This is a genomic window from Amycolatopsis deserti (genome assembly GCF_014653945.1).
GTDB lineage: Bacteria > Actinomycetota > Actinomycetes > Mycobacteriales > Pseudonocardiaceae > Amycolatopsis_E > Amycolatopsis_E deserti.
Genome location: NZ_BNAU01000006.1, coordinates 505681 through 529963, shown reverse-complemented (window position 1 = coordinate 529963; position 24283 = coordinate 505681). Strand labels below are relative to the sequence as shown.

At 70.2% G+C, this 24283-nt stretch carries 24 protein-coding genes and 1 tRNA gene; 13 read left to right on the top strand and 12 right to left on the bottom strand.

Annotation, left to right across the window (positions count from 1 at the left end):
- Nucleotides 1-69: 69 nt before the first annotated feature.
- A complete protein-coding gene (locus tag IE290_RS26500) occupies nt 70-1296 on the top strand; it encodes a hypothetical protein (protein ID WP_191247372.1) in 1227 nt (408 codons plus the stop codon).
- On the top strand, nt 1283-2005 hold the full coding sequence (locus IE290_RS26495; protein ID WP_191247371.1) for a nucleotidyltransferase domain-containing protein: 723 nt from the start codon (nt 1283-1285) through the stop codon (nt 2003-2005). The genes IE290_RS26500 and IE290_RS26495 overlap by 14 nt, the downstream gene beginning before the upstream one ends.
- Before the next feature lie 165 nt (nt 2006-2170).
- Here IE290_RS26495 and IE290_RS26490 read toward each other — a convergent pair whose 3' ends face one another.
- Genes IE290_RS26490 through IE290_RS26475 form a run of 4 tightly spaced genes read right to left on the bottom strand, consistent with a single transcriptional unit; the run spans nt 2171 to nt 5289 of the window.
- The gene (locus tag IE290_RS26490; RefSeq protein ID WP_191247370.1) at nt 2171-2977 is read right to left on the bottom strand and encodes a nucleotidyltransferase domain-containing protein; all 807 of its coding nucleotides are present in this window, start codon (nt 2975-2977) and stop codon (nt 2171-2173) included.
- Between the two features lie 58 nt (nt 2978-3035).
- Nucleotides 3036-3848 carry a class I SAM-dependent methyltransferase gene (locus IE290_RS26485; protein ID WP_191247369.1) on the bottom strand — a complete coding sequence of 271 codons (813 nt, stop codon included), beginning with the start codon at nt 3846-3848 and terminating at the stop codon, nt 3036-3038.
- A 9-nt stretch (nt 3849-3857) separates the two neighbouring features.
- The gene (locus IE290_RS26480; protein WP_191247368.1) at nt 3858-4313 is read right to left on the bottom strand and encodes a GbsR/MarR family transcriptional regulator; all 456 of its coding nucleotides are present in this window, start codon (nt 4311-4313) and stop codon (nt 3858-3860) included.
- A 31-nt stretch (nt 4314-4344) separates the two neighbouring features.
- A complete protein-coding gene (locus IE290_RS26475; protein WP_191247367.1) occupies nt 4345-5289 on the bottom strand; it encodes an alpha/beta hydrolase in 945 nt (314 codons plus the stop codon).
- 2623 nt (nt 5290-7912) lie between these two features.
- On the opposite strand from IE290_RS26475, the gene IE290_RS26470 reads away from it, so the two are divergent.
- Entirely contained in the window at nt 7913-8410 is a 498-nt protein-coding gene (locus IE290_RS26470; protein WP_191247366.1) for a tyrosine-type recombinase/integrase, read from the top strand.
- Between the two features lie 94 nt (nt 8411-8504).
- Here IE290_RS26470 and IE290_RS26465 read toward each other — a convergent pair.
- Nucleotides 8505-8575: transfer RNA gene (locus IE290_RS26465), tRNA-Gly, on the bottom strand.
- Between the two features lie 101 nt (nt 8576-8676).
- Between IE290_RS26465 and IE290_RS26460 the strand changes: the two genes are divergently transcribed.
- The 4 genes from IE290_RS26460 (at nt 8677) to IE290_RS26445 (ending at nt 12186) form a co-directional block, all read left to right on the top strand.
- Complete coding sequence (locus IE290_RS26460; protein ID WP_191247365.1) at nt 8677-9894, top strand: oxygenase MpaB family protein; 1218 nt, start codon at nt 8677-8679, stop codon at nt 9892-9894.
- A 9-nt stretch (nt 9895-9903) separates the two neighbouring features.
- A complete protein-coding gene (gene dcd, locus IE290_RS26455) occupies nt 9904-10485 on the top strand; it encodes a dCTP deaminase (RefSeq protein WP_094006457.1) in 582 nt (193 codons plus the stop codon).
- Nucleotides 10486-10572: 87 nt separating this feature from the next.
- Nucleotides 10573-10719: a hypothetical protein gene (locus IE290_RS26450; RefSeq protein WP_191247364.1), complete on the top strand. Its 147-nt coding sequence runs from the start codon at nt 10573-10575 to the stop codon at nt 10717-10719.
- Nucleotides 10720-10764: 45 nt separating this feature from the next.
- Nucleotides 10765-12186, top strand: coding sequence for a sugar porter family MFS transporter (locus tag IE290_RS26445; RefSeq protein WP_229874714.1), 1422 nt, complete (start codon nt 10765-10767; stop codon nt 12184-12186).
- Here IE290_RS26445 and IE290_RS26440 read toward each other — a convergent pair.
- The 5 genes from IE290_RS26440 to IE290_RS26420 form a co-directional block, all read right to left on the bottom strand.
- Nucleotides 12179-13792, bottom strand: a complete 1614-nt coding sequence (locus IE290_RS26440; RefSeq protein WP_191247363.1) for an acyl-CoA dehydrogenase family protein — start codon at nt 13790-13792, stop codon at nt 12179-12181. The genes IE290_RS26445 and IE290_RS26440 overlap by 8 nt on opposite strands.
- The gene (locus IE290_RS26435) at nt 13785-14381 is read right to left on the bottom strand and encodes a TetR/AcrR family transcriptional regulator (RefSeq protein WP_191247362.1); all 597 of its coding nucleotides are present in this window, start codon (nt 14379-14381) and stop codon (nt 13785-13787) included. The genes IE290_RS26440 and IE290_RS26435 overlap by 8 nt, the downstream gene beginning before the upstream one ends.
- Before the next feature lie 29 nt (nt 14382-14410).
- Nucleotides 14411-15283: a serine hydrolase family protein gene (locus IE290_RS26430; RefSeq protein WP_229874713.1), complete on the bottom strand. Its 873-nt coding sequence runs from the start codon at nt 15281-15283 to the stop codon at nt 14411-14413.
- A 135-nt stretch (nt 15284-15418) separates the two neighbouring features.
- Nucleotides 15419-16423 (bottom strand): cation diffusion facilitator family transporter, encoded by a 1005-nt coding sequence (locus IE290_RS26425; RefSeq protein ID WP_191247361.1) that lies wholly within the window; start codon nt 16421-16423, stop codon nt 15419-15421.
- 20 nt (nt 16424-16443) lie between these two features.
- Nucleotides 16444-17154 (bottom strand): DUF742 domain-containing protein, encoded by a 711-nt coding sequence (locus tag IE290_RS26420; protein ID WP_191247360.1) that lies wholly within the window; start codon nt 17152-17154, stop codon nt 16444-16446.
- Between the two features lie 361 nt (nt 17155-17515).
- Here IE290_RS26420 and IE290_RS37985 point away from each other — a divergent pair, with 361 nt between their 5' ends.
- Nucleotides 17516-17692: a GyrI-like domain-containing protein gene (locus tag IE290_RS37985; protein ID WP_229874712.1), complete on the top strand. Its 177-nt coding sequence runs from the start codon at nt 17516-17518 to the stop codon at nt 17690-17692.
- Between the two features lie 86 nt (nt 17693-17778).
- Here the strand turns inward: IE290_RS37985 and IE290_RS26410 are convergent, their stop codons facing one another.
- Nucleotides 17779-20064 (bottom strand): (Fe-S)-binding protein, encoded by a 2286-nt coding sequence (locus IE290_RS26410; RefSeq protein ID WP_191247359.1) that lies wholly within the window; start codon nt 20062-20064, stop codon nt 17779-17781.
- 147 nt (nt 20065-20211) lie between these two features.
- Between IE290_RS26410 and IE290_RS26405 the strand changes: the two genes are divergently transcribed.
- Nucleotides 20212-20535 carry a DMT family transporter gene (locus IE290_RS26405; RefSeq protein WP_191247358.1) on the top strand — a complete coding sequence of 108 codons (324 nt, stop codon included), beginning with the start codon at nt 20212-20214 and terminating at the stop codon, nt 20533-20535.
- On the top strand, nt 20532-21092 hold the full coding sequence (locus IE290_RS26400; protein WP_191247357.1) for a TetR/AcrR family transcriptional regulator: 561 nt from the start codon (nt 20532-20534) through the stop codon (nt 21090-21092). The genes IE290_RS26405 and IE290_RS26400 overlap by 4 nt, the downstream gene beginning before the upstream one ends.
- Nucleotides 21093-21658: 566 nt before the next feature.
- Here IE290_RS26400 and IE290_RS26395 read toward each other — a convergent pair.
- Nucleotides 21659-22201 (bottom strand): YbhB/YbcL family Raf kinase inhibitor-like protein, encoded by a 543-nt coding sequence (locus IE290_RS26395; protein WP_191247356.1) that lies wholly within the window; start codon nt 22199-22201, stop codon nt 21659-21661.
- 148 nt (nt 22202-22349) lie between these two features.
- Here IE290_RS26395 and IE290_RS26390 point away from each other — a divergent pair, with 148 nt between their 5' ends.
- The 3 genes from IE290_RS26390 to IE290_RS26380 are packed head-to-tail and all read left to right on the top strand — an operon-like array spanning nt 22350 to nt 24201.
- A complete protein-coding gene (locus IE290_RS26390; RefSeq protein ID WP_191247355.1) occupies nt 22350-23027 on the top strand; it encodes a DUF4097 family beta strand repeat-containing protein in 678 nt (225 codons plus the stop codon).
- Nucleotides 23024-23290 carry a hypothetical protein gene (locus tag IE290_RS26385; protein ID WP_191247354.1) on the top strand — a complete coding sequence of 89 codons (267 nt, stop codon included), beginning with the start codon at nt 23024-23026 and terminating at the stop codon, nt 23288-23290. The genes IE290_RS26390 and IE290_RS26385 overlap by 4 nt, the downstream gene beginning before the upstream one ends.
- Nucleotides 23287-24201 (top strand): NAD-dependent epimerase/dehydratase family protein, encoded by a 915-nt coding sequence (locus IE290_RS26380; RefSeq protein WP_191247353.1) that lies wholly within the window; start codon nt 23287-23289, stop codon nt 24199-24201. The genes IE290_RS26385 and IE290_RS26380 overlap by 4 nt, the downstream gene beginning before the upstream one ends.
- Nucleotides 24202-24283 lie beyond the last annotated feature (82 nt).

Here is a 24283-nt window from a genome sequence, read left to right as displayed (position 1 = left end):
CGGACCGGCGCGGTGATCCGGATCATTTCGCCCGGATCGTTACCCGCGTTCTGGTAGACACCATGATCGATGGGCAAGCTGACCAACCGCGCCAGGGCGAAGGCCGACTACCTCTGGTTCATCAGTTCGCGTGAATGGCCGGTGTTCGTCTCCGCCCTGGGCGTGCTGCTCGGCCTGGTCACGCTCGTGCCCAGCGCCGTCGGCATCGTGCTCTCGGTGGTCGCGCTGGCGCTCGGCGTCCTGACCCTCACCCGCGACGTCCGCATGCTCCGCGGCCGCTGGGCCGCCTACGAGTTCGCCACGATCGCCGCGCCCTTCCCGCACGCGGACGTCCCGCCGCCGGCGAGCTACCCCGAAGCTCGGTACCTCGAGCTGCCCGGACGCGGAACCGCCCTGGTCAGCGACGCCATCGACCGGGCACTGTGGACACAGCGGTTCCCGGTCGAGGTCGCGCCGGACCCGTACCGCCTGCCCGCCGAACTCAAGGCCACCGCGCCGTACGTGCTGCCGCTGCGCGCCCACGGCCGGTTGCTGTTCAACGGCAAGGTGGTCGGCATGCGGGGTGAGCCGCTGCCGTCGGTCGGGCACGGCGCGCCGATCCGGCTGCAGCGCACCCGGTTCTTCGACGCGCAGTGCTCCAACGAGTTGGCGACGCTGCGGATCGCCCGCCGCGACACCGATCAGGTCTTCGACCTGCGGCAACACCTGATGGTCGACACCGCGGGCCGCCTGCGCACCCTCGCCGAGAGCCGGCTGGCGGACATCGTCGGGGTGTCGACGGTGGCCGTCACCACCGACGGTTGCGTGCTGGTGGTACTCCAGTCCAACCGGAATTCGGCAAGCCAGTCGCTGCTCGCCCCGTCGGGCAGCGGATCGCTGGAGCCCCGAGACGTCGCCGGCGACGACCTGCACGACATCGTCCGCGCCGGGATGGAACGCGAGCTGTGCGAGGAGACCGGGCTGCGCCGCGACGAGATCATCCGCACGACGATCACCGGGTTCGCCCGCTGGATGGACCGCGGCGGGAAGCCGGAGTTCTTCGGGCTGACGGAGTTGTCGGTGACGCGGCAGGACCTCGTGGCGCGGCGGCCGAGCCGGTCGGAGCGCGAGTTCACGGCCGCGATGCGGTTCGTGGAGATCGACCTCGCGGCGTACGGCCGGGAGCTGGCCGAGGGCGCGGACCTGCCGTCGCTGCCCGCGCTGATCGCCGACAGCGGTTCGGTGCCGCTGCTGCTGGCGCTACGGGCGGCCGCACTGTGGACGGTCAGGACGGAGGGCGAGCGTGTTCACCCCTGACAGCCGCTCGCGGTTGCGCGACTCGCTGATCGCGGCGGCGCGCGCGGACGAGCGGATCAGCGGCGCGGCGCTGACGGGGTCCGCCTCCGTTGGACGAGAGGACCAGTGGTCGGACATCGACCTGGCGCTCGCGGTGGCCGGGGACCGTGCGCAGGTCGTGGCGGACTGGACCGACCGCATGTACCGCGACCACCGCGCCGTCCACCACCTGGACCTCGACGTGTTCCGGGTGTTCCTGCTGCCGGACACGCTCCAGGTCGACATCGCGTTCTGGCCGGAATCCGAGTTCGGCGCCACCGGTCCGACATTTCGGACGCTGTTCGGTGAGCCGAACGAGCTGCCGCAGATTCAGCCGCCTGCCGCGGAGCACCTGGTGGGCATGGCGTGGCTGTACGCGCTGCACGCACGGTCGAGCATCGCCCGGGGCCGGGTGTGGCAGGCGGAGTACATGATCAGCGGGGCGCGTGATCAGGTGCTCGCGCTGGCCTGCCTGCGTCACGGGCTGCCGGCCGCGCAAGGACGCGGGGTGGACGAGCTGCCCGCGGAGGTCCTGGCGCCGTTCGCGGAGGCCCTGGTCCGGTCGGTGGAGCCAGCCGAGCTGCGGCGCGCGTTCGGGGTGGTTGTGGAGCTGCTGATCACCGAGGCAGGGCGGGTCGATTCGTCGCTCGCCGCCCGGCTGTCCGGGCCGCTCCGGGACCTGGTCCACTGACCTGACCACGCCGCGCGAAGATTGGACCGGTGATCAGGGTCCAGCGGTACGCACGCTTCGAGCACCATTCCGCAGCCCGGGTGCTGACTGAAGACCGCGCCTGGGACGAGTCGATCACCGGGGAGCTGCGACCAACGGATGCCCAGCCGGCTGGGCGCTCCGAGCTCAGGCACCCGGCCGCGGCGTCCGTTCGCCGTGGGTGGCGGTGTACTCGGCGGCGAGCCAGGGGCCCAGGTCGTCGATCAGCATCTTCAGGATCGCCGGGTCGGCGGTCGGCTCGCGGGCGGTCGCCGCGGCGGTGCGCATCTGGCCGAGGCGCTCGGGGTAGTAGTGGCCGAAGAGTTCGGCGGATTTGGTGAGGTCGCTCGTCCACCCGCCCCAGCGGGGCATGATCAGGGTGAACCCGGTCCGCACGAGGCGGCGCGACACCGGTCTGCTCAGGGTGCGGCGTTCGTGGTCCGTCGTCGCGGCGGCCGCGCGTAGGCGCCAGCCCGGGAGCAGCGTGGCGAGATCGCCGTTGGTCTCCCGGGCCAGCAGGGAAGTGGGGCGGTAGCGGGGCAGGTGCTCGGCGAGGTCGTCGCCCAACAGCGGCGTGCACAGGCACGCGACGAAGAATCCGCCGTCGTGGCGTTCGGCGTCGCTGAGCAGCGTGCGGGCACTGGCGAGCTGGATACCGGCGCCGTTGATCTGGGGGAACTCGCGGTCGAGGGCGTCCTCGATGCGACTGGCCTCGCGTCGGTCGGCGTCGGTGGGCTCGTCGTGGAGGGCGAGCAGGACGTCGAGGTCGGAGACGCCGGGAACGGCGGTGCCGCGCGGGATGCTGCCGTAGAGGTAGGCACTGTGGAGCCGCACGAAAGTCCCAACGACGCGCACGCGAAGCGCGTCGATGACCGGGGCGAACTCCGCGGGTACGCGGTCCAGAGAGCCTTCGCGCGCGATCGTCCCGTCCCGGTCCAAACCACGATCGTCCACCCGGTCACTGTGCCCCGCCGCGGTTGAGGATCGCAGCCGGGCCAAGGTGACGGTTCAGTCAGAAGCGGTAGCGGAGGAGGCGGGTGCCTTGCCGGGACAGCGCGGTGCTGTGGCTCATGAGCCGGGTGGCCGCGCGCAGTGGCTGTGGGAAGTCGGCGACTTCCGGGGCTCGGGTGAGCAGTTGCTCCTCGGCCAGGGTCAGGCCGGCGTTCCAGGTCTCGGGGGCGCGCGGGTCGTCGAAGCCCTGGGCGGCGGTGATGCCGATGGCTTTGATCGCCGGGTGGTACTTCATCGACCAGGCGGCGAAGCGGGTGTAGCCGTTGATGGCGAGTTCGCCGGTGACGAAGTGTGCGGTGAGTTCGCGGGTCATCCGCTGGAAGGTGTCGCCGGGCAGGAACGGCAACAGGCCCTCGGCGACGATCATGACCGGCCGGTCACTGGGCAGCGGGTCGAGCCAGCCCGGTTCGGTCAGGTCGGCACCGAGGTGTTTCGAGCGGTCCGGGAGCAGCTGGGGCCGCAGGGCGACGACGTCGGGGAAGTCGATGTCGTACCAGTCGACGCCGGCGGGCGGGTCGCAGCGGAGGGCGCGGGTGTCGAGGCCGCAGCCGAGGTCGAGCACGACGGCGTCCGGGTGGCGGGCGACGAACGCCCGGACGGCCTCGTCGAGTTTCTTGGCGCGCAGGGCGGTGCCGCAGATGAGGCTGGGTTTGAGCTTGAGCTTGGCGAAGTCGTAGTCGATCGTGTCGGCGAGCGCGGCGGAGTGGGTGTCGCCGAGGATAGGGTGGGAAAGCTTGCTGTCCAGAGCCCTCGCGTGGAGGGTGAGTAGCAGGGTCTCGCGGAGCGGGTCCAGGTCGAGTCGCAGGCGTTGCACGAGAAGTCCTTACTTGTTCGGGGGATTGCGGGCGGCGAGATCGCGTAGCCAGGTCAGGGACCGCTGGGCGGCGCGGATGCGTTCGGTGCCGGGCCCGGTGCCGCCGGCGAGTTTCACGCCCTCCTCGGCGATGTCGCCGAAGGCGCCGAGGCTGTCGAGCTTGCGCTGGATCACCTTGTGCCAGGCGTCGTCCTCGATGCGGTAGTAGGTGGTGCGATCACCGGGCACGCGAACCTTGCGGACCAGCCCGATGGCGGCCAGGAAGCGCATGTTCGAGGTCAGCGAAGCGCGGCTGGCCTGGATCGCTTCGGCGATCTCGCCGGCCGAGCGCTCGGGCGGGTCGCAGATCATCAGCAGGCCCAGGATGCGCCCGGTGATCGGGGGGAGCGCCCATTCCTCCACGCAGAACGTGGCCACCCGCTCGACCCACCGCAGCACCTCGTCCTGGTTGTCCTGATTGGACATGCGCTCCTCCTCGGCTGACTCGTCGTGGCCGTCACTGTGTCATGGCGGCAATCGACTCGCGGGTGGGCGTCGGGGTGACGGTGGCGAGCCGGGTCTTGCGCAGGTAGCGGTCGAACCAGTCCACGGCCAGCGCCATCGCCTCGTCGAGGCCCGGGCCGGTGTAGAGGCCGAGGACGTCGTAGGGCAGCACCTCCAGCCGTTTCGGCTCGCCGGCCCTGGCGAACGCGCCCTGCGCCTCCTCGAGCATGTGGTACGGGTCCCACCCGCCGTTGGCGATCATCAACAGCGGGGTGGGCGACAGCCGGTGGATGAGATCCTCCGGCGCGAAGGTGAGCAGGTGCTCGGTGGAGTCGAGCGTCTTCTCGTTGCGGTAGCTGGGGAACATCTCGGCAGCCAGGTCCGGCGTGTCCCGCACGGTCTCCCCGTCCAGGCTCAGGTGCGGGACCCGCGCGCTCGCGCCGCCCTCGTAGCGGCGCTGCCAGTCCTCGTCCAGCCGGTCCCGCAGCGCCTGCAGACCGGCGCGGCCGAGCAGCCGCTCCAGGTACCGCCACCCGTTCCACACGCTGGGGCTCTGCACCACGACGCACTTCACGCGCCGGTCGAGCACCGCGGCCTGCACCGCGACCGAGCCGCCGACGCTGACACCCCACAACCCGATCCGCGCCGCGTCCACCTCCGGCCGGCTCCGCAGGTAGGAGATCGCGCTGCGGAAGTCCTCCACCTGCCGCTGCGGATGGTCCTGGCCCCGAGGTTCGCCTTCGCTCGCGCCGACCGTGCGGTAGTCGATGGCCAGCACGGCGAACCCGGCGCGGACGAAGTACGGCGCGAACACGGCCAGCGCCTCCTTGACCATCACCCCGCTGTGCCCCAGCACCAGGCCGGGAACCGGGGCGTCCGCCCCCTCCGGCACGTACAGATCACCGGCGCACGAGGTGCCGAGACTGTTGAACGTCACCTGCTCAGGACGCGGAGCCATCGCCGCCACCTTCCGTATTATTTGCTAGCGGTTTCAGTCTCGACTGAAATGGCTAGCAGTGTCAAGCCCTGAGTTTTCCATGGCCAGGTCGCGAACCAGAGCCATGCCGTTCCGCACAAAGCACGTGCCACCCAAGGGGGGAGGCGACATGGGGCGTCGGAGGTGGGCATGTCGACCGGGACCTCATGGCTGCATCCCGGCACGCGATGAGGACGGGGAGCCCGATGACGCGAACCGCGGCCGCCGGACAGCCGTGATCGAGATGCCGGCGCAGGACTTGAGGCTGTCTGACGCTGAGGCGATCTCCTCGCGACGCGGGTTCACCCCTGCCAGGCCAGGTGGTGCCGGTATGCCGGAGGCCGTGAAGCGCCCTTGACCGGCGCCGGCCGGACTGGCTGCCCTCGGGCGCGCCGTGAGGAGGTCACCGGTGGCGCCTTCCCCTGATCTCCGAAGCGGTGCCGGGTCCAGGGCAGAGCCCTGCCCGCCGAAGGCAGTTCGTTTCGTCCTGCGGTGCGGGTAGCTTCTGCGGGGTGTGGGACATCGTCGGCGACCTGGTGGGGTCGTTGATCGGGGCTCCCTCCCTCGAGCGTGATCCCGATTGGCGGCGCGAACGTGTGTTGCGGAAGCGTCGGAAGGCTTTCGAGTCGGGTGGCGAGATCAGGCTGCGGTGTGCGGTGCGGTGGCCTGATGGAGGCTTACCGCGATGGCGGTTCGGCAGGCTGCGGTTGTCACGAGGCCGAGCGCGCTGGTCACCGCGTCTCCGTCGATCGCATCTGACAGAGCTGGAGTACCGAGCTGCAACACCACGGACGACGCGGCGGCGGACTTTCTGGGAACGTTTCCGGCTTGTCCGCACTGATGTCGTCCTGGTCTACGGGATACCCGGTGGTCGGCTTGAACTCGCGGTGAGACATGGGGACCTGGCCGAGGTGGCAAGGCTGTTCGAGATCCCGCCGAACGGCGGATGATCGACTACGCGCGGCCCGGGGCCGCCGGCCGGAGCCGAGCGGCGCTTGCGCGCAGCTCTGGACGGATCCGGACCGCGTGAAGATCACGCTGGCCGAGTACGCGGAGCGGTGGATCATCGAACGGCCGGGGCTGCGGCCGCGCACGGTCGAGCTGTACCGGTGATTGCTGCGTAAGCACATCACGCCCTACATCGGCGACGTCCCGCTCAACCGGTTTGTCGGCGGCGACGTTTCGGCGGTGGCGGGCCGATCGGTTGCCGGCCGGGGTGTCGGCGTCGGTGCTCGCCAAGTGCTACCGGCTGCTCCGGGGCGTGTTGAACATCGCGGTCGATCACGGATGAGTTGATCGCGAAATGGCCTGCTGGGACGTGGTGGCGGCCCTGAGCACACCTCCACGGTTGGCTACCTGGGAGGCGACGATTCAGGACCAGGGGCGAACCGACCTCGACGGCGACACGCTGACGGCCAGACGAGATTCATTCCTCCGGGCCGCGCTGAACCGGTTGGCTGACCTCGGCTGACCTGGCAGCAAGCGCGGACGTGCCGCCTCGAGCGGATCGTGGACCGGCCGATGAGGACTAATGGCCCGCCACCCAACTTGATCAAGACACGACGAAGGTCCAGGTCCGGAGTAGACACCCGCTGACCTGGGCCTTCGTCACAAGATCGGATGACGGGAATCGAACCCGCGTTCTCAGCTTGGGATTCGGTCTGATCTTGCTCGACGGTGGCCCCGACCTGCGGGACGGGTTCTCCCTAGTGTGCCTCCGTTGACCGTGGTTGACCGCCCCTAATGGCACGCTAATGGCACGACCGGCGGTGCTCCCACCCGCACAGTTCCCCCGGCTGAGGTGATCTCCGCGCGGCGCGGGTTCACCCCTGCCAGGCCGGGTGGTACCGGTCAAGGGTCTGCCGGAGGTCGCGAAGCGCCCTTGACCGGTGCCGGCCGGGCTGGCTGCCCTTGGGCGCGCCGTGAGGAGGTCACCGGTCGTGACCTTCCCTGATCTCCGAAGCGGTGCCGGGGTCCGAGGCGGAGCCCTAGCCGCCGGAGGCGCTCTGTCCCCTGGCGGCGCAGGTCCGAGGAGTGCCAAGATGGGGGCATGACGATCTTCCGAAAGGACGATGCCGCGTAGGTCCGCAGGCGCGGTACGTGCCGCGCTCCCTAGCCGCCCACGCCGTTACCGGCCGTCGCAGATCCGGGGTATTTCTCCGGCGGTCCTTGATTACATCGCCCGTGTTGAGCCTTCGCCCGGTTGGACAGCTCGGATGCTCGACGAGTGGCGAGAAGCCGCTCGACACGGCTGGCCGGGTACCGACCACTCCGATTGCTGTGAGATGCCGTACTGCCGATCGGAGCTGGACGAGGTCATGCGGGACCTACCTGCGTTCGCAGCCGACCGCTTGAGACGCCTCGTCGACCCGCTGGACCGTGAATACGCGAAACGCACCCTGCCATATCCGCTCGCGCCCCTCGATCTGGCTTGGTGGTACCGGCGATGCCCCGACATCGACCTACGCTGGCCGACTCGGATGCAGTAGGAGGAAGCGGGGGCCGAGCGGGCCAGGCCGCCGGCGGGAGCGGAGCGGCAGGCCGGGCGGGCTAGCGGCGCGCGTGCGCGCCGCCTTGATCCCATAGAGGCAAGTTCGGCAAGACGATGACCGCCTGGGATACCACCCTGGCGCAGGATCAGTCGGCGCCGACTCGTCGAGGTCAGCGGGAAGGGGCTGACAGTCGGGCCGCCGAAGTCGCGGGCCGGTGTGCGGACGGTGATCATCCCGGCGGCCGTCCGACCGGAGGTGGTGAAGCACCTGGACACCTACGTGAGCCGGATCAGCTCGCGCTGCTGTTCACCGGCGAGCGGGACGGCAACGCCCTACGTCGGCCGAACTTCAACCAGCGGACCCGGTGGACTGAGGTCGTCGCGAAGATGGGGCTCAAGGGCCTGCACTTCCATGACCTGCGACACGCGGGCAACATCTGGGCCTCCAAGGCCGGGACCTCGACCAAGGACCTCATGGCCCGGATGGGGCACGACGACATGCGGGCGGCCCTCATCTACCAGCGGGCGACCAGCGAGGCTGACGAGCGGATCGCGGACCGGCTCTCGCGGCTCGTCGAGGAGCACCGGAAGGGGGCCACGGATGAGGGCTAATGGCACGTTAATGGCCCGCGACCGAAGATGATCAAGACACGACGAAGGCCCAGGTCCGGAGTAGACACCCGCTGACCTGGGCCTTCGCGTGAAGAGCGGATGACGGGAATCGAACCCGCGTTCTCAGCTTGGGAAGCTGATGTTCTACCATTGAACTACATCCGCAGCGACGCACAGCATACACAACGTCGCCCCCTCGGGAAGCCACCCCCTTGACTCTCTGGGGAGCAAGTGACAACACTCGTTGTCGAGAGGGTGGTGGGTGCATGGACGAGCGACTGCCGGATCCCGAGTTGTTCCGCCGCGGGGGGTTCAGCCTCGCGGCCAAGCTCTTCGTCAAGCACGACATCCGCGCGACCGAACGCCAGATGCGCCGCTTCCGGGAGTTCGCCCAGGCGCAGGACCCCAAGGCCGACGCGGTCGTCGCCCTGTTCCACCGGCTGCCGAAGAACCGCGGGCGCCGGTTGTTCGAACAGGCCCTCACCGACGGCATCCACAGCCTCGACGACCCGCCGCGCGAACTGGTCGACTTCTTCGAGCACGTGGAGGCCACCCCGTACTGGGTCGACCCGTCGCGCCTCGACCGGGGCGCCAAGGCCATCATCCGCACCGGCGTCCTCGGCCTCTTCCCGCTCGGCGACATGTCGCTGATGGGCGGCTACCTCGCCTCGCGCGCCACCAAGACCCTCGTCGCCACCGGGGAGATCGAGCGGATGGCCAGCCAGCGCCTGGTCGAGACCGCGGCGTGGTGGATGGACGTCACGACCCCCGGCGCGCTGGCGGTCGGCCACAGCGGCTACGCCTCCGCCCTGCGCGTCCGGCTCGTGCACGCCCACGTCCGCGCCGCCATGAACCGCCGCCCGGACTGGGATTACGACGAGTGGGACAAGCCCGTCAACCAGGTCCAGACCGCCGGCACGCTGCTGCTCTTCTCGCTCGTCTTCGTCTACGGCACGCAGCTCCTCGGCATCCGGTTCAGCGACCGCGAGCGGGCCGACATCCTGCACCTCTGGCGCTACGTCGGCTGGCTGGTCGGCGTCGACGAGGAGCTCCTGCCGGCCACCGAGGAGGACGCGTGGCGCCTGTTCTGGCTGCTCGCGTCCACCGAGTTCATCCCGGACGAGGACAGCAAGCGCCTCGCCAAGGCCCTGATCGACTCGCACGCCGCCATCGGCGCGGGGCGCGGCGCCGTGGGCAAGGTGCTGTCCCACGTCTCGGTCGCCGTGCACTCCTCCATCAGCCGCCTCGTGCTGGGCAAGTCGAACGCCGACTTCCTGGAGATCCCCAACGACCCGATCGCCCAAGGCGCCATCCTCGCCGTCGCCGCGGGCAACTTCGCGGCCGAGACCGCGCGGCGCTTCATCCCCGGCGCCACAGCGCTGCAGGAGTACATCGGCGCACTCGAGCGCCGCCGCTACGTCGAGCGGCTCGGCCGGGTGTTCAAGCTGGATCCCACCTACGCGCGGCACATGCGGGCTGCCTAGGGTTAGAGCGTGCTGCTCAGTGACCGCGACCTCCGCAAAGAGCTCGAAGCCGGCCGTCTCGGCATCGACCCCTTCGATCCGGCGATGCTCCAGCCGTCGAGCATCGACGTGCGGCTGGACCGGTTCTTCCGGGTGTTCAACAACAGCCAGTACACCCACATCGACCCCAAGCTCCAGCAGGACGAGCTGACCTCGCTGGTGGAGAAGGACGGCGACGACGCCTTCGTCCTCCACCCGGGTGAGTTCGTGCTCGCGTCCACGTTCGAGCTGGTCACGCTGCCCGACGACCTCGCCGGGCGGCTCGAGGGCAAGTCGTCGCTGGGCCGGCTCGGGCTGCTCACGCACTCCACCGCGGGCTTCATCGACCCCGGCTTCACCGGGCACATCACGCTCGAGCTGTCGAACGTCGCGAACCTGCCGATCACCCTGTGGCCGGGGATGAAGATCGGCCAGCTGTGCCTGTTCCGGCTCACCAGCCCGGCCGAGAACCCGTACGGCTCGGCCGCCGTCGGGTCCCGCTACCAGGGCCAGCGCGGCCCGACGCCGTCCCGGGCGTACTTGAACTTCCACACCGCCGACACCAACCGCTAGAGGCCATGACGGTGCGGTTCAAGCCTTCGCCTTTGCCGTGAGTCAGGGGCTGCCGGGTTCGATGAACCGGCGGCGCAGCGTGGCCGCGTGAGCCTCGAAGACGAGGTGGTCACGCGGCTGGCCGGGCTGCCCGGTGTTCGACGGGGGCGCGTGGCTGACGATCGATGGGCAAACTCCCACAACCCGGTGGTCCATGTCACCCGGTGGTACGGCATGGACTGGACCATTTTGTAGGTTGCTCCGAATGGAGGCATCACCTCAGGCAAAGGAGCACGGGTCGTGAGTTCGACGACGACCGGGGAGCGAGCCGGTCAGCAACATCTCGCCCATGTCGTGTTCATCGCCGGCGCGGCCGCGGTCGGCGGGTTCCTGTTCGGGTACGACAGCTCGAACATCAACGGTGCCGTTCTCGGCATCCAGCGGCACTTCGAGGTCGGTGACGGGGTGACCGGGCTGACCGTGTCGAGCGCGCTGATCGGTTCGGCCGTGGGCGCCTGGTTCGGCGGACTGCTGTCCGACCGGATCGGCCGCATCCGGACCATGCAGCTCGCGGCGGTCCTGTTCCTGGTCAGCGCCCTCGGAGCGATGTTCCCGTTCAGCGTGTGGGACCTGGCGATCTGGCGCGTGGTCGGCGGCATCGCGATCGGTGTCGCCTCGGTCATCGGCCCGGCCTACATCGCCGAGGTCGCGCCGCCCGCCTACCGCGGACGGCTCGCCTCGCTGCAACAGCTGGCGATCGTCCTCGGCATCGGGGTGTCGGCGCTGGTCAACTGGGTCATCAAGGCGGTGGCCCCGGTCGGCGCGGACGGCGCCCACGACCTCAACGGCAACCTGGGCGGCATCGAGCCGTGGCAGTGGATGCTCGGCGCCGCGGCCGTGCCCGCGGTGATCTACTTCGTCCTCGCCTCGATCATCCCCGAGTCGCCGCACTTCCTGCTGGCCAACGGCAAGATCGACAAGGCCCGCAAGGTGCTGCGCGAGGTCGAGGGCGGGGACGTCGACACCAAGCTCGAAGACATCCGCCGCAGCCTGCGCACCGAGAAGCGGTCCACGGTCCGCGACCTCGTCGGTGGCCGGTTCGGGCTGCTGCCGATCGTCTGGGTGGGCATCGCGCTGGCGGTGTTCCAGCAGTTCGTCGGCATCAACGTGATCTTCTACTACAGCGACACGCTGTGGCACTCGGTCGGCCAGAACACCGACTCGCTGCTGATCTCGATGGTCAGCCCGGTCATCAACATCATCGGCACGTTCATCGCGATCGCCTTCATCGACAAGGTCGGTCGCAAGCCGCTGCTGCTGATCGGCTCGGCCGGAATGCTGGTCGGCCTCGGCGTGGCCGCGATCGCGTTCGGCAACGCCGTTACGGTCAACGGCGAGCTGAGCCTGCCCGGTGCGTGGGGCCCGGTCGCGCTGGTGTTCGCGAACCTGTTCGTGATCTCCTTCGCGATGTCGTGGGGCGTGATCCTGTGGGTCATGCTCGGCGAGATGTTCCCGCTGCGCATCCGCGGCGCGGCCCTCGCGGTCGGAACCGCGGCGAACTGGGTCGCGAACTGGGCGGTCACGGTCAGCTTCCCGAGCATGGCCGACTGGAACCTGTCGGTCACCTACTGGATCTACGCGGCGTTCGCGCTGCTGAGCATCCCGTTCGCGCTGCGGTTCGTCCGCGAGACGAAGGGCACCGCGATCGAGGACGTCAGCTGACGAACGCCCGCTCGATGACGGCCCTGGTGTCCACCGCGGTCGGCAACGTGCCGAACGCGACGCCCCAGTCCCCGCCGAGGCGCGACGCGCAGAACGCGTCCGCCACCGCCTTCGGGGCGAAGCGCACCAGCAGGGAACCCTGCAGCACCAGGGCCATCATCTCGGCCAGCCGCCGCGCCCGGTACTGGAGGTCCTCCAGGTCGGACAGCTCCTTGCGCACCCGGGCGATCGCGTCGTCCAGGCGCGCGTCGGCGCCCGCGGCGAGGTCTAGTTCGGCGAAGAACGCCTCCACCGACTCCGGCTGCTTGCCCATGGCACGCAACGAATCCAGCGCCGCGACGTTGCCCGAACCCTCCCAAATGGACAGCAGCGGCGCCTCCCGGTAGAGCCGCGGCATGCCGGAGTCCTCGACGTAACCGTTGCCGCCCAGGCATTCCAGCGCCTCGGCGGTGTGCGCGGCACCGCGCTTGCACACCCAGTACTTGGTGACCGCGAGCGCGAGGCGGCGGAATGCCTGCTGGTCCGGGTCGGCGGTGGCGCCGGCCAGCCGCATCGCGACGGTCGTCGCCGCCTCGGACTCCACGACCAGGTCCGCCAGCACGTTCGCCATCGCCGGCTGGTCGACGAGCTTCGCGCCGAACGCCGACCGGTGCCGCGCGTGGTGCACGGCCTGCACGACGGCCTGGCGCATCAGCGAGGCGCTGCCGAGGACGCAGTCGAGGCGGGTGTTGTTGACCATCTCGATGATGGTCGGCACGCCGCGGCCCTCTTCGCCGACGAGCCAGCCGACCGCGCCGTCGTACTCGATCTCGGACGAGGCGTTCGACTTGTTGCCCAGCTTGTCCTTGAGGCGCTGGAAGAAGATGCGGTTGCGGGACCCGTCCGGCAGCACACGCGGCAGCATGAAGCAGGACAGCCCGCCGGGCGCCTGCGCCAGCGTCAGGAACATGTCCGACATCGGTGCCGAGGTGAACCACTTGTGCCCGGTCAGGACGTACGTGCCGTCGCCCGCGGGCTGCGCGGTGGTCGTGTTGGCGCGGACGTCCGAACCGCCCTGCTTCTCCGTCATCGACATGCCGGCGATCAGGCCGCGCTTGGTGGTGGGCACGCGCAGGCCGTAGTCGTACACCGGCGCGGCGAGCAGCGGCTCGTACACCGCGGCCAGCTCCGGGTTGTGCCGCAGCGTCGGGACCGCGGCGTAGGTCATCGAGATCGGGCATACGTGCCCGCCCTCGGCCTGGTTCCACACCAGCACCTTCGCCGCGCGCGCGACGTGCGCGCCGGCCCGGTCGGACACCCACGGCGCCGCGTGCAGGCCGTGCTCGACCGCGACCTTCATCAGCTCGTGGTAGTACGGGTGGTACTCGACCTCGTCGACGCGGTGGCCGTAGCGGTCGTGCGTGTGCAGGACCGGCGGGTTCTCGTTGGCGACCCGGCCCCACTCCTGACCCTGGGCGCTGCCGGCCAGGCGGCCCAGCTCGTGCACCTCGTCCTCGGCCCAGCCGCCGCCTTCCCGGCGCAGCCCCTCCAGCAGCGCGGCGTCGCCGGCCACGTCGTAGCCGACCAGCGGCGGGACCTGGTTGAGGACTTCGTGAGTGTCAGGCATGGCGGCCTCCCAGAGCGCGGACGATGAACGTGCGGAGCGCGCCGATCGCGTCGGCGCTGTCGGTGGTCAGTGGTCCGATCAGCACCTCGGCAGCGCCGCCGACGAGGGCGGCGGCGGTGAGGTCGGCGTCCTGCGGCGGCAGCTCGCCGCTGCGGACGCCCGCCGAGACGTGGCGGGCGATCTCGTCCCGGAACACGCGGCGGAACACGATGCGCTCGGCCTCGATCGGGGCGTCGACGGGCTCGGCGAGCAGGGCGTACGCCTGACGTGGCACCTTCAGCGCCCGCTCGGCGAACGTCTCGATGATCGCCACGATCCGCTCGACCGGGTCGCCGGGCGTCTCGGCTGCCTTCCGCACGGCGGCGACCTCGTGGCCGACGATGCTCTGGAACAGCTCGACGACCAGCTGCGCCTTGCCGGGGAAGTGCTTGTAGACCGTGCCGGTCGCGATGCCCGCCTTCTCCGCGACGGCGCTCACCGAGCACCCCGCGTAGCCGCGCTCGGCCAGGAGCGCGGCCGCGGCGGTCAGGATCGCCTTACGCTGGGCGTCGAGGCGAGCCTGGACCTGCGGGGTACGACGGTAGGGCACGTGAAGAAGTGAACCACTGATTCACGGCTTCACGCAAGGGCGCGGTAGTACACCTCGCGCGTGAGGTCGGTGATCCGGTCCGCCGAGTCGGCCCAGCTCAGCGTGGTCGGCTGGGAGGTCAGGACGACGACGATCCGCCGGTGGCCGGAGTCGGCGGTGCCGGAGGTGTGCATGACACGGCTGGTCAGGTCGACGTCCCCGCTGGAGGCGAGCGCGGTCGCCGACCGCGCCTCGGGCGAGGCGAGCACCCGCTTGGTGTCCGCCGAGATACACTCCTCGCCGGGAGCCGGCGCCGCTCCGAAGCCGGACCAGCCCTGCTTCACGCCACCGACGCGCGGCAGGGCGCTCGGGATGCCGAACGACTGGTCGAACCCGTCGTCCCCGCACTTCGTGGCCTGCTCCAAGTTGTCCATGATGAAGTCGCGGAACTTCGGATGCGCCTCCTCCAGGACGTACTCGTAGGTCTTCGCGATGTCCGCGGCGCTGACCGCGGTGTAGCCCCAGGTGCCGCGCTTTTCCGCGGGCGGCGGCGTGGTGTCGGTGAGACCGATCTTCGCCACCATCCGGTTGACGATCTCCTCCCAGCCGTCGCGCACCCACAGCACGCTGGCCGCGTCGTCGTTGCTGGAGCGCAGCATCGGTTCGAGCAGGGCGAGGTCGTCGGCCGGGATCTCGTGGTCCGGCCCGTGCGATTCCAGGTAGTCCAGCGCGATGAACAGCTTGACCAGCGACGCGGACCGGTACTGGTGGTGCTCGTTGCCGGCGAAGGTCTCGCCGGTCCGCCGGTCCAGGACGAGGTAACCGGCGGTCATGCCCTCGGGCAGCTCAGCTGCGGACGCGGGCGCGGCCAGCACGGCCGTCGAAGCCGCGAACGCCACGGCGAGGCTCAGGATCTTGCGCAATGTCGGATCCCCACAGTTTGATGATCAAGTTGGTGGGGCGCACACTATCGGCAGGCGGGATCAGGGTTCGACCAAGGGGCGCAGTGCGTTCACCAGATCGGCGCGGGATCGCGCGGCGCTTCCATCCGCCGGAAGTCAGCGGCCGTAGCGCTTCGCGATGTCGCCGTACCGTGCGAGCACCGCGGCGCGCAGCTCGGGGTCGCTGCGCGGCACCGGCTCGATGAAGACCTCGGTGACGTCGGAGAACTCCTCGTGCAGCTCGCCCGCCAGCCGGACGCACGCGCGCTCCACGTCCGACGCCCCGAGCGCATCGTCGAAGTCCACGCGGGCGCAGACCAGGATCTGGTCCGTGCCCAGCAGCATCGTCTGCAGATCGACCACCGACTCGATCTCGGCCGCCCCCGACAGGTGCTCGCGGATCCCGCGCACCACCGTCAGATCCGCCTGGCGGCCGATCAGCAGGCGCAGGTTCGTCCGCCCCAGGATGTACGCCACGACGGCCAGCAGCAGGCCGATCAGGATCGACGCGATCCCGTCGTAGGTCGCCGAACCCGTGACGTGGTGCAGGAACACCCCGGCGAACGCCAGCACGAGCCCGATCAGCGCGGCCGAGTCCTCCAGGAACACCGTCTTCGGCGCGGGGTCGTCGATGTAGCGCAGGAACTTCCAGATCGTCCGGTTCTGCTCGGCCGCGCCCCGCCGCACCTGGCGGAACGCCTGCGTCCACGACACCGACTCCATCGCGAACGCCAGCGCCAGCACGACGTACCCGACGACCGGGCTGGTCTGCTCCGCCGGCTCCCCGAACACCGTCGAGAAACCTTCGTACAGCGCGAACGTCGCCCCGGAGGCGAAGATCGACACCGCGGCCAGCAGCGACCAGAAGTACCGCTCCTTGCCGTACCCGAACGGGTGCATGACGTCCGCCGGGCGGCCGGACCGGCGCAGCGCGGTGAGCAGCAGGATCTCGGTGAACGTGTCGGCCACCGAGTGCGCCGCCTCGGACAGCATCGCCCCCGAGCCGGTGATCACGCCGGCCACGGCCTTCATCACCGCGATGGCCAGGTTCACACCACCGGCCAGCAACACGGTGAGGGTGCTTTCGCCCCCGGCGCCCGGGCGCTCCGATTCCTCGCTCACCGGCCGATCCTACGAGTGGATCAGAGCCGCTGCAGGCCGTCCAGAACGCGCTTCATCAGCTCGAGCGGTGGGCGCCCCTCGGCGGTCCGCTCGATGCCGTGGATGTGCAGCAACCCCAGTTCGGCCATGTCGGACAACAGCACCCTGGCCACGCCGAGCGGGATCGACAGCAGCGCCGCGACCTCGGCGAGCGAGCGCGGGCTGTCGACGACCGCGCGGACGGGCTGGTACTCCGCGCTCAACGCGGGTCCGGTCCACTTCGCGTCGGCGCGGACCGACACCAGCGTCTCGATCGCGAGCTCGTACGCGGAGTGCGTGCGCCCCTTGGTCAGCACGTACGGCCGCACGCGCAGCCGGTTCTCCTCGTCGGGATCGAGCAGCTCGGCGGGTTCCGGCTCCGGCTCGGCGGGCTCGGGGCGGGGCCGCGGCGAGGGCTTGAGCTCCTCGCGCGGTTCGGGGTCCGGCAACGGTTCGGGCTCCGGTTCAGGCGCGGGCACCGGCTCCGGTTCGCCGTACCGAGCGAGCTGCTTCTCGGTGGGGAACCGCGCACCGGCGATCCGCTTGGTCTTCGTGGTCTCGGCGGGGACGTGGTCCGGAGCTTGTGGTTCCGGACCAGGGGGTTCGGCGTTTTCGCCGGTCAGCTTCCGCATCTGCGTCGCGGACGGGAACCGGGCACCGGCGCGCGCGACCACCGGCTCACCGGCCGGTCCGGTCCCGTCGGGTACTCCCATGCTCAGCCCCGTTCGCGCGCGTCAGCATCCTCCGCGGGCAGCGTCGGCAGCGTGACGAACAGGATAACCCGGGTGTCGAGCCCCCAACGGGTGGTGGAAGGGGAAGCGGCCGCCTTCCAATGCTCGCTGCACCAGTTGGCCGCCGACCAGCGGTGGGAGGGACCGCCGACCATGCCCAGCTACGACCCCGGACGAGCGCTGAAAGCGCTCTACACGGTCAAGTGTCCCGTGCGCCGCGCCGGCCGCCGTGGGTGGACGAGCAGCTGGTCGGCGAGGCGCGGCACGCGGCGCTGACCAAGAAGAAGCTGCCCGCGATCGCCGGGTCCGCTTCCGCACGCTGCACGAGGGACGCGGCGCCCAGGTGTCGCACATCGGTTCCTGCGACGACGAAGGCCCGGTCCTGGCGCGGCTGCCCGGCTACCTCGGGGCGCACGGTCTGCGGCATTCCGGCCTGCACCACGAGATCTACCTCGGCGACCGGCGCGCCCCGGACAAGCTCCGCACGGTCCTCCGACAGCCCATCGAACCCCTCGCCTGACGCCTCGACCTTCGGCGTCGCCGACCCAGCACCTTGACGGCGAAGGCCACCCCGCCGCGGCGGGGTGGCCTCCAGCGCGTCCCGGTCTACTTGTCCTCGGTGGGCAGCGGCGTGCCGGTGGACACCTTGTCCGTCGACACGTCGGCCTCCAGCGGGTCGGACTCGACCGCCGGCAGCGAGTCCGCACCGGGCGCCGGCGCGGGCTGCGGACGCCGCTTGACCGCCGACAGCAGCAGCTGCGAGACGTCCACGACCTCGACCTTCTCGCTCGCCTTGCCGTCGTTCTGGCGGGCGGTCACGCCATCGGTGAGCATGACGCGGCAGAACGGGCAGCCGGTCGCGATCTTCGACGGCGCGGTGCCGAGCGCCTCGTCGACGCGCTCGATGTTGATCCGCTTGCCGATCTTCTCTTCCATCCACATGCGCGCACCGCCGGCGCCACAGCACATCGACCGGTCGCCGTGCCGCGGCATCTCGCGGAACTGCGCCCCCGACGCGCCGACCAGCTCACGCGGCGCCTCGTAGACCTTGTTGTGGCGGCCCAGGTAGCACGGGTCGTGGTAGGTGACGTCGTCCGCGATCGGCGCGACCGGCACCAGCCGCTTCTCCCGCACCAGGCGGTTGAGCAGCTGGGTGTGGTGCACGACCTCGAACTTCCCGCCCAGGTCCGGGTACTCGTTGGCGAGGGTGTTGAAGCAGTGCGCGCAGGTCGCGACGATCTTGCGGCTGCCGGCCTCGCGGCCCTCGAACACCGTGTTCAGCACCTCGACGTTCTGCTGCGCGAGCATCTGGAACAGGAACTCGTTGCCGGCGCGGCGGGCCGGGTCACCGGTGCAGGACTCCTCCGGGCCGAGCACCGTGTACTTGACGCCCGCGATGTGCAGCAGCTCGGCCACCGCGCGGGTGGTCTTCTTCGCGCGGTCCTCGAACGCACCGGCGCAGCCGACCCAGAACAGGTACTCGGTGTCGCCCAGCTCGCCGTCGAACACCGGCACCTCGAAGTCCAGGTCCTCGGCCCAGGCCATCCGGTCCTTGGCGTTCTGGCCCCACGGGTTGCCCTTGTTCTCCAGGTTCTTGAACATCCCGTTCAGCTCGGTCGGGAAGTTCGACTCGATCATGACCTGGTAGCGGCGCATGTCGACGATGTGGTCGACGTGCTCGATGTCCACCGGGCACTGCTCGACGCACGCGCCGCAGGTGGTGCACGACCACAGCACGTCGGGGTCGATGACACCGCCGTCGTCACCGACCAGCGGGCGCTCGGCCTCGGCCAGCGCCAGGACGTCGATGCCGGCGTAGGGGTTCTCGCCGGTCAGGCCGACTTCTTCGCCGGTGACGTCCTTCTTGCCGCCGGCGAGCAGGTACGGCGCCTTCGCGTAGGCGTGGTCGCGCAGCTGCGTGATGACCAGCTTCGGCGAGAGCGGCTTGCCGGTGTTCCACGCCGGGCACTGGGACTGGCAGCGGCCGCACTCGGTGCAGGTGGTGAAGTCGAGCCAGCCCTTCCAGCTGAAGTCCTCGATCTGGCCGGCGCCGAAGACGTCCTTCTCCGGGTCGGCCTCCTCGAAGTCGAGCGGCTTCCCGCCGCTCATCATCGGCTTGAGCTTGCCCAGCGCGGTGCCGCCGTCGTCCTCGCGCTTGAAGTAGATGTTGAAGAAGGCGCTGAAGCGGTGCCAGGCCACGCCCATGGTGAGCGTCTGGCCGACGATGTAGAGCCAGATCATGCCCGACAGCAGCTTGACCAGCGCGGTGATCGTGACCGCGACCGTGCTGGCCGGCAGGATCTCGGCGAGCGGCTTCGTGACGAAGCTCGTCCACAGCGCCGGGTCCTCGATGCCGCTGGAGATCTTGAACGCCTTCACGCCGAGGATGCCCAGACCCTCGACGATCACCACGGTTTCGACGAAGTAGGCCTGCTTGAAGTTCGACCCGGCGAAGCGGGACTGCCGGTCCGCGCGGCGCGGGTGGTTCAGCTGGCGGATGATCACCAGCGCGAGCCCGCCGACGACGGTGCCGAGGCCGAGCAGCTCGGTGAGCAGCAGCCAGAGGCTCCAGTTGCCGATGATCGGCCAGTGGAAGTGCGGGTCGAACGTCTCGCCGTAGGCCTCGAACCAGGACAGCGAGCCGATCAGGAAGCCCCACATGACCAGCCAGTGCCATGGCCCGACGTGGCGGAACTTGTTCATCCGCGTGTGGGCGGCGAACTCCTTGATCAGCGTCTTGAGGCGCGGCCCGAACGGGCCGTTGCGCGTCGCGTCCGGTTGTCCGAGCCGGATGATCCGGACCATCCGGTACACACCGGTGCCGAACATGATCCAAGCGACGATGCTTACGGCGACGCCGACCACGCCCAGCGTGATCTGCAGTGCACCCATGATCGGGGCCTTTCGTCCGTGATGTGGTGGGTTGGCGGGAGCCTAACCGGATTTACCCATGAGTAACCGATCGGCGCGAGTTGAGTCCCACGAGTGTGGCGTAGGACTCCCTGGATATCGGGACGATCGTACCGGTAGTTTGGGTTGGTGGTCGCTTACATCTTGCTCGCTCTGGCCATCGCGGCCGAGGTCACCGCTACTGTTTCGATGAAGTTGTCGGAGGGCTTCACGAAGCTGTGGCCTTCGGTGGTCGTGGTGGCCGGGTACCTCGTCGCGTTCGCGGCGCTCGCGAGCGTGCTGAAGCGCGGGATGCCGGTCGGGGTGGCGTACGCGATCTGGGCGGCGGTCGGCGTCGCAGCGGTCGCGATCATCGGGGTGCTGTTCCTCGGGGAGCCGGTGAACCTGACGATCGTGGCCGGGTTGGCGCTGGTGGTCGGCGGTGTGGTGCTGATCGAGGTGGGTTCGGCGTGAAACCCCAGCGCGACGGCCGCCGGGCGCGCGGCGAGAAGCGGCGGCAGGAGATCATCGACGCGACGCTGCGGGTGATCGAGCGGGACGGCGTGGCGGGGGTGACGCACCGGACGGTCGCGGCCGAGGCCGGGGTGCCGACGACGTCGACGACGTACCACTTCGAGACGCTGGACGACCTGCTGATCGCGACGTTGATTTCGTGCGCCCGCGACATGGCGACCGAGGTGTACTGGACGATCGACCGGGCGCGGTCGCGGGGCAGCCGGGGGGCCACGGAGGTGGCGACGCTGCTGGCTGAGGCGCTGGGCCCGCGGCGCGGCCGGACGATGGCGGAGTACGAGCTGTACCTGCTGGCCGCGCGACGCCCCGAGCTGCGACCAGCGGCGCGGCGATGGCTGGACGTACTGACGACGATGGTGCGGCCGGACGACCTGGTGGCGTTGCGGGTGTTCTTGGCCGGGATCGACGGCTTGCTGATCCAGGGGCTGATCGATGACGAGCCCCCGACGGCGGAGGAACTGCGGCCGACGGTGGAGTATTTGCTGAAGCCGCGGTGAGTGGGCGGGGTGGTCGGGCGCGCGGGTGCGAAGTGGCCAGTCGGAGTGCTACGAGATGACCAGCCACGGAGGCGCGAAGTTCCCACTCACGGTGGCACGAGACGACCAACCACCGTGGCGCGAGATGTCAGGTCGCGCATGGATGAAGTGCCCAGCCGTGGGTCGGCGAGCGGACCACTCGCGGTCGCGCGAGAAGGCCACTCAGGCACCTGCGAGTGGGCCAACCGCGAGCCTGCGAGTGGGCCGGTGGTCGTCGCGTGAGTGGGGCGGCCGCGAGCTTGCGAGTGGGCCAGTGGGCGTCGCGCGAGTGGGCCACTCGCGATCGCGCGAGTGGGCCTGTCGTGGAGCGGCGAAGTGACCACCCGCAGCCATTCGAGGGGTCCAGTGGCGCGCCCGGCTGCACGAGAGGGCCAGTCGCGAAGGGATGAATGGACCGTTCATCAAAAGGGCCAAGCCGCCCGGAAAAAAAGGGGGGGCGGGTTCCCAGCCCTTGGGAACCCACCCCACCGACCGGCCCACCCGACCGTCGAACCAGGCCGGGCGGCCCGGCCCGACCGTCGAAAAACTCAGCCCTTGTTCTCGTACACCGGTACGACCGTCGCCCGGGCCAGGGTCGCTCCGAACATGTTGAACCCCAGGAACGCGGGCGTCGCCGTTTCCGGGAGGTCCAGCGACTCGACGTTCAGCGCGTGCACGACGAAGAAGTACCGGTGCGGCCCGTGCCCGGGAGGCGGCGCGGCACCCACGAACTGCCGCACGCCGGCGTCGTTCGTCACCGTGACCGCCCCGGCCGGCAGGCCGGAACCCGAAGCGTCCCCGGCGCCCGACGGCAGCGAAGTCACCGACGCCGGGATGTTGTACACCGCCCAGTGCCAGAAACCGCTGGCCGTCGGGGCGTCCGGGTCGTAACACGTCACCGCGAAGCTCTTCGTCTCGGCCGGGAACCCCTCCCACGCCAGGTGCGGCGACCGGTCCTCGCCGCCGGGGACGCCGAAGATCCCGCTCAGGTGCGGCGTCGCGAGCGTCTCCCCGTCCGCCACGTCGTCGCTGCGCACGGTGAAGGCCGGCACCGACGGCAGGAACTCGTACGGATTCGGTGGTTGTGGCATCGATTCCTCCTCGTCACAGAGTGGCCGGTGATCACCCTAGTGCCGCTCGGGGTGACCCCCGGGTCGAACCGGGGGCTTCCCCGATACCGGGACCCCACGCGCAGGCCATAGCGTGACCGGCACAGCAAAGTTCACTGGGGAGGACGCAATGCGCAAGCCGGCACTCGCGATAGGCGGGATCGCGCTCATCGTGGTCGGGATCGGGCTCGCGCTCGGCTGGAACTGGGACTGGTGGCGCGTCTCGGAACGCGCCGAGGTCACCAGCACCGTCACGCAGCCGGTCTCGTCCGTCCGCGTCGACAACAACTCCGGCGACGTGCGGATCCGCGTCGAGGACACCACCACGACCTCGGTCAACCAGGTCCTGCACTACGACGGCGACCAGCCCGGCCAGGCCTTCCGGCTCACCGGCGACCAGCTCGTCCTCGACGGCTGCGGCGACGACTGCACCGCGGACTACGAGGTCGTCGTGCCGCGCGGGACCACCGTGACCGGCGAAGTCCGCTCCGGCGACCTCACCGTCTACGGCGCCGCCTCGGTCGACCTGTCCGCCAGCTCCGGCGACATCCACGTCGAGAACGCCACCGGCCCGATCACGGCCCGCACCAGATCCGGCCGGATCGAGATCGACCTGGCCACCGCGCAGAACGTCATCGCCGAGGCCCAGAGCGGCGACGTCCGCGTCGTCGTGCCCGCCGACCGCTACCGCGTCACCGGCGAGACCAACAGCGGTGACCGGTCCATCGACGTCGTCCAGGACCCGTCCGCGCCGTACCTGCTCGACGTCACCACCTCCAGCGGCGACGCGACGGTGACCCACGCATGATCCCGGCGCTGACCCTCGCCACCACCCTGCTCGTCACCCCCGTCGCCACACTCAGTTTGAACTGGCACGATTGCGCCACCCCGCAGGCCGCCCGGCGCCTGCAGTGCGCGATCGAGATCCGCGCCGGCCGCCGGGTAGACGAGCTCGTCAGCTCGTTCACCGCGCGCTTCGCGACTGCCCGGATCGGCTGGGCACGTCGCCGACCCGCAAGCGCTTGCCGGGGGTTTCGCGAGGACCTCGGCCAGGCCAGAGTGTCCTCATGAGGGTCTTCGTCACAGGGGGAACCGGCGCGATCGGTGGGCACACCGTTCCCGCGCTGGTCGAAGCAGGTCATGTGGTCACCGCGCTGTCGCGCAGTGTCGCCAAGGACGCCGTTCTCGAACGGCAGGGTGCGAAGCCGGTGAGGGTCGACTTGTTCGACCGCCCCGCCTTGGCGGAGGTGATGTCCGGGCACGACGCCGTGGTGAACCTGGCGACGGCGCTGCCGCCGATGTCGAAGTTCACGTCGCGGGCCGCGCACCGGGACAACCTCCGGATCCGCACCCAGGGCTCGGCGACCGTGGTGGACGCCGCGCTCGATGCGGGTGTCGGACGCCTCCTGCAGGAGTCGGTCAGCATGCTCTACCGGGACCGCGGAGCCGAGTGGGTCGACGAGAACTGCCCGGTCGACCACTTCCCGATGGCCCTCGGCAACCACGCGGCCGAGTCCAACGCGCGGCGCTTCACCGAAGCCGGGGGCGCCGGAGTGGTGCTGCGGTTCGGCTGGTTCTACGGCCCGGGCGCGGCGCACGCGGAGCAGATGCTGGCCGCCGCGCGGCATCACGTGGGCATGATGCTCGGCCCGCCCGGCGGCTACCTGTCGGCGATCCACGTGGCCGACGCGGCGACCGCGGTGGTCGCGGCACTGACGGTCCCGGCCGGGACGTACAACGTGGTGGACGACAAGCCCCTCACGAAGCGTGAGTTCACGCGGGCGCTGACGCAGGCGGCCGGGGCGCGGATGTGGGTGCGCGGCCCGGGGAGCGCCGCGCTGCTGCTCGGCTCGCGGACAACTTCGCTGACCCGCTCGCTCAGGGTGAGCAACGCCAGGTTGCGCGAGGCGAGCGGCTGGGCGCCGCGGTATCCGAGCGCGTGGGAAGGCTGGGCCGCGATGGCCGGCGAGGCTCGCACCTGACGTACAGCGCCGGGCGGCCGCCGCGAGCCCGTGCGCGGACCGCCTCCGTCCGCGGTGCTCACCTGGCGGGAGCACGCTGCTC

Bases quoted from the DNA above. Each gene is read 5' to 3' on its own strand.
- IE290_RS26410 (WP_191247359.1), bottom strand. From the start codon at position 20,064: ATGGGTGCACTGCAGATCACGCTGGGCGTGGTCGGCGTCGCCGTAAGC.
- IE290_RS26395 (WP_191247356.1), bottom strand. From the start codon at position 22,201: ATGCCACAACCACCGAATCCGTACGAGTTCCTGCCGTCGGTGCCGGCC.
- IE290_RS26440 (WP_191247363.1), bottom strand. From the start codon at position 13,792: ATGCCTGACACTCACGAAGTCCTCAACCAGGTCCCGCCGCTGGTCGGC.
- IE290_RS26500 (WP_191247372.1), top strand. From the start codon at position 70: ATGGGCAAGCTGACCAACCGCGCCAGGGCGAAGGCCGACTACCTCTGG.
- IE290_RS26385 (WP_191247354.1), top strand. From the start codon at position 23,024: ATGATCCCGGCGCTGACCCTCGCCACCACCCTGCTCGTCACCCCCGTC.
- IE290_RS26380 (WP_191247353.1), top strand. From the start codon at position 23,287: ATGAGGGTCTTCGTCACAGGGGGAACCGGCGCGATCGGTGGGCACACC.
- IE290_RS26460 (WP_191247365.1), top strand. From the start codon at position 8,677: ATGGACGAGCGACTGCCGGATCCCGAGTTGTTCCGCCGCGGGGGGTTC.
- IE290_RS26420 (WP_191247360.1), bottom strand. From the start codon at position 17,154: ATGGGAGTACCCGACGGGACCGGACCGGCCGGTGAGCCGGTGGTCGCG.
- IE290_RS26480 (WP_191247368.1), bottom strand. From the start codon at position 4,313: ATGTCCAATCAGGACAACCAGGACGAGGTGCTGCGGTGGGTCGAGCGG.
- IE290_RS26390 (WP_191247355.1), top strand. From the start codon at position 22,350: ATGCGCAAGCCGGCACTCGCGATAGGCGGGATCGCGCTCATCGTGGTC.
- IE290_RS26470 (WP_191247366.1), top strand. From the start codon at position 7,913: ATGACCGCCTGGGATACCACCCTGGCGCAGGATCAGTCGGCGCCGACT.
- IE290_RS26475 (WP_191247367.1), bottom strand. From the start codon at position 5,289: ATGGCTCCGCGTCCTGAGCAGGTGACGTTCAACAGTCTCGGCACCTCG.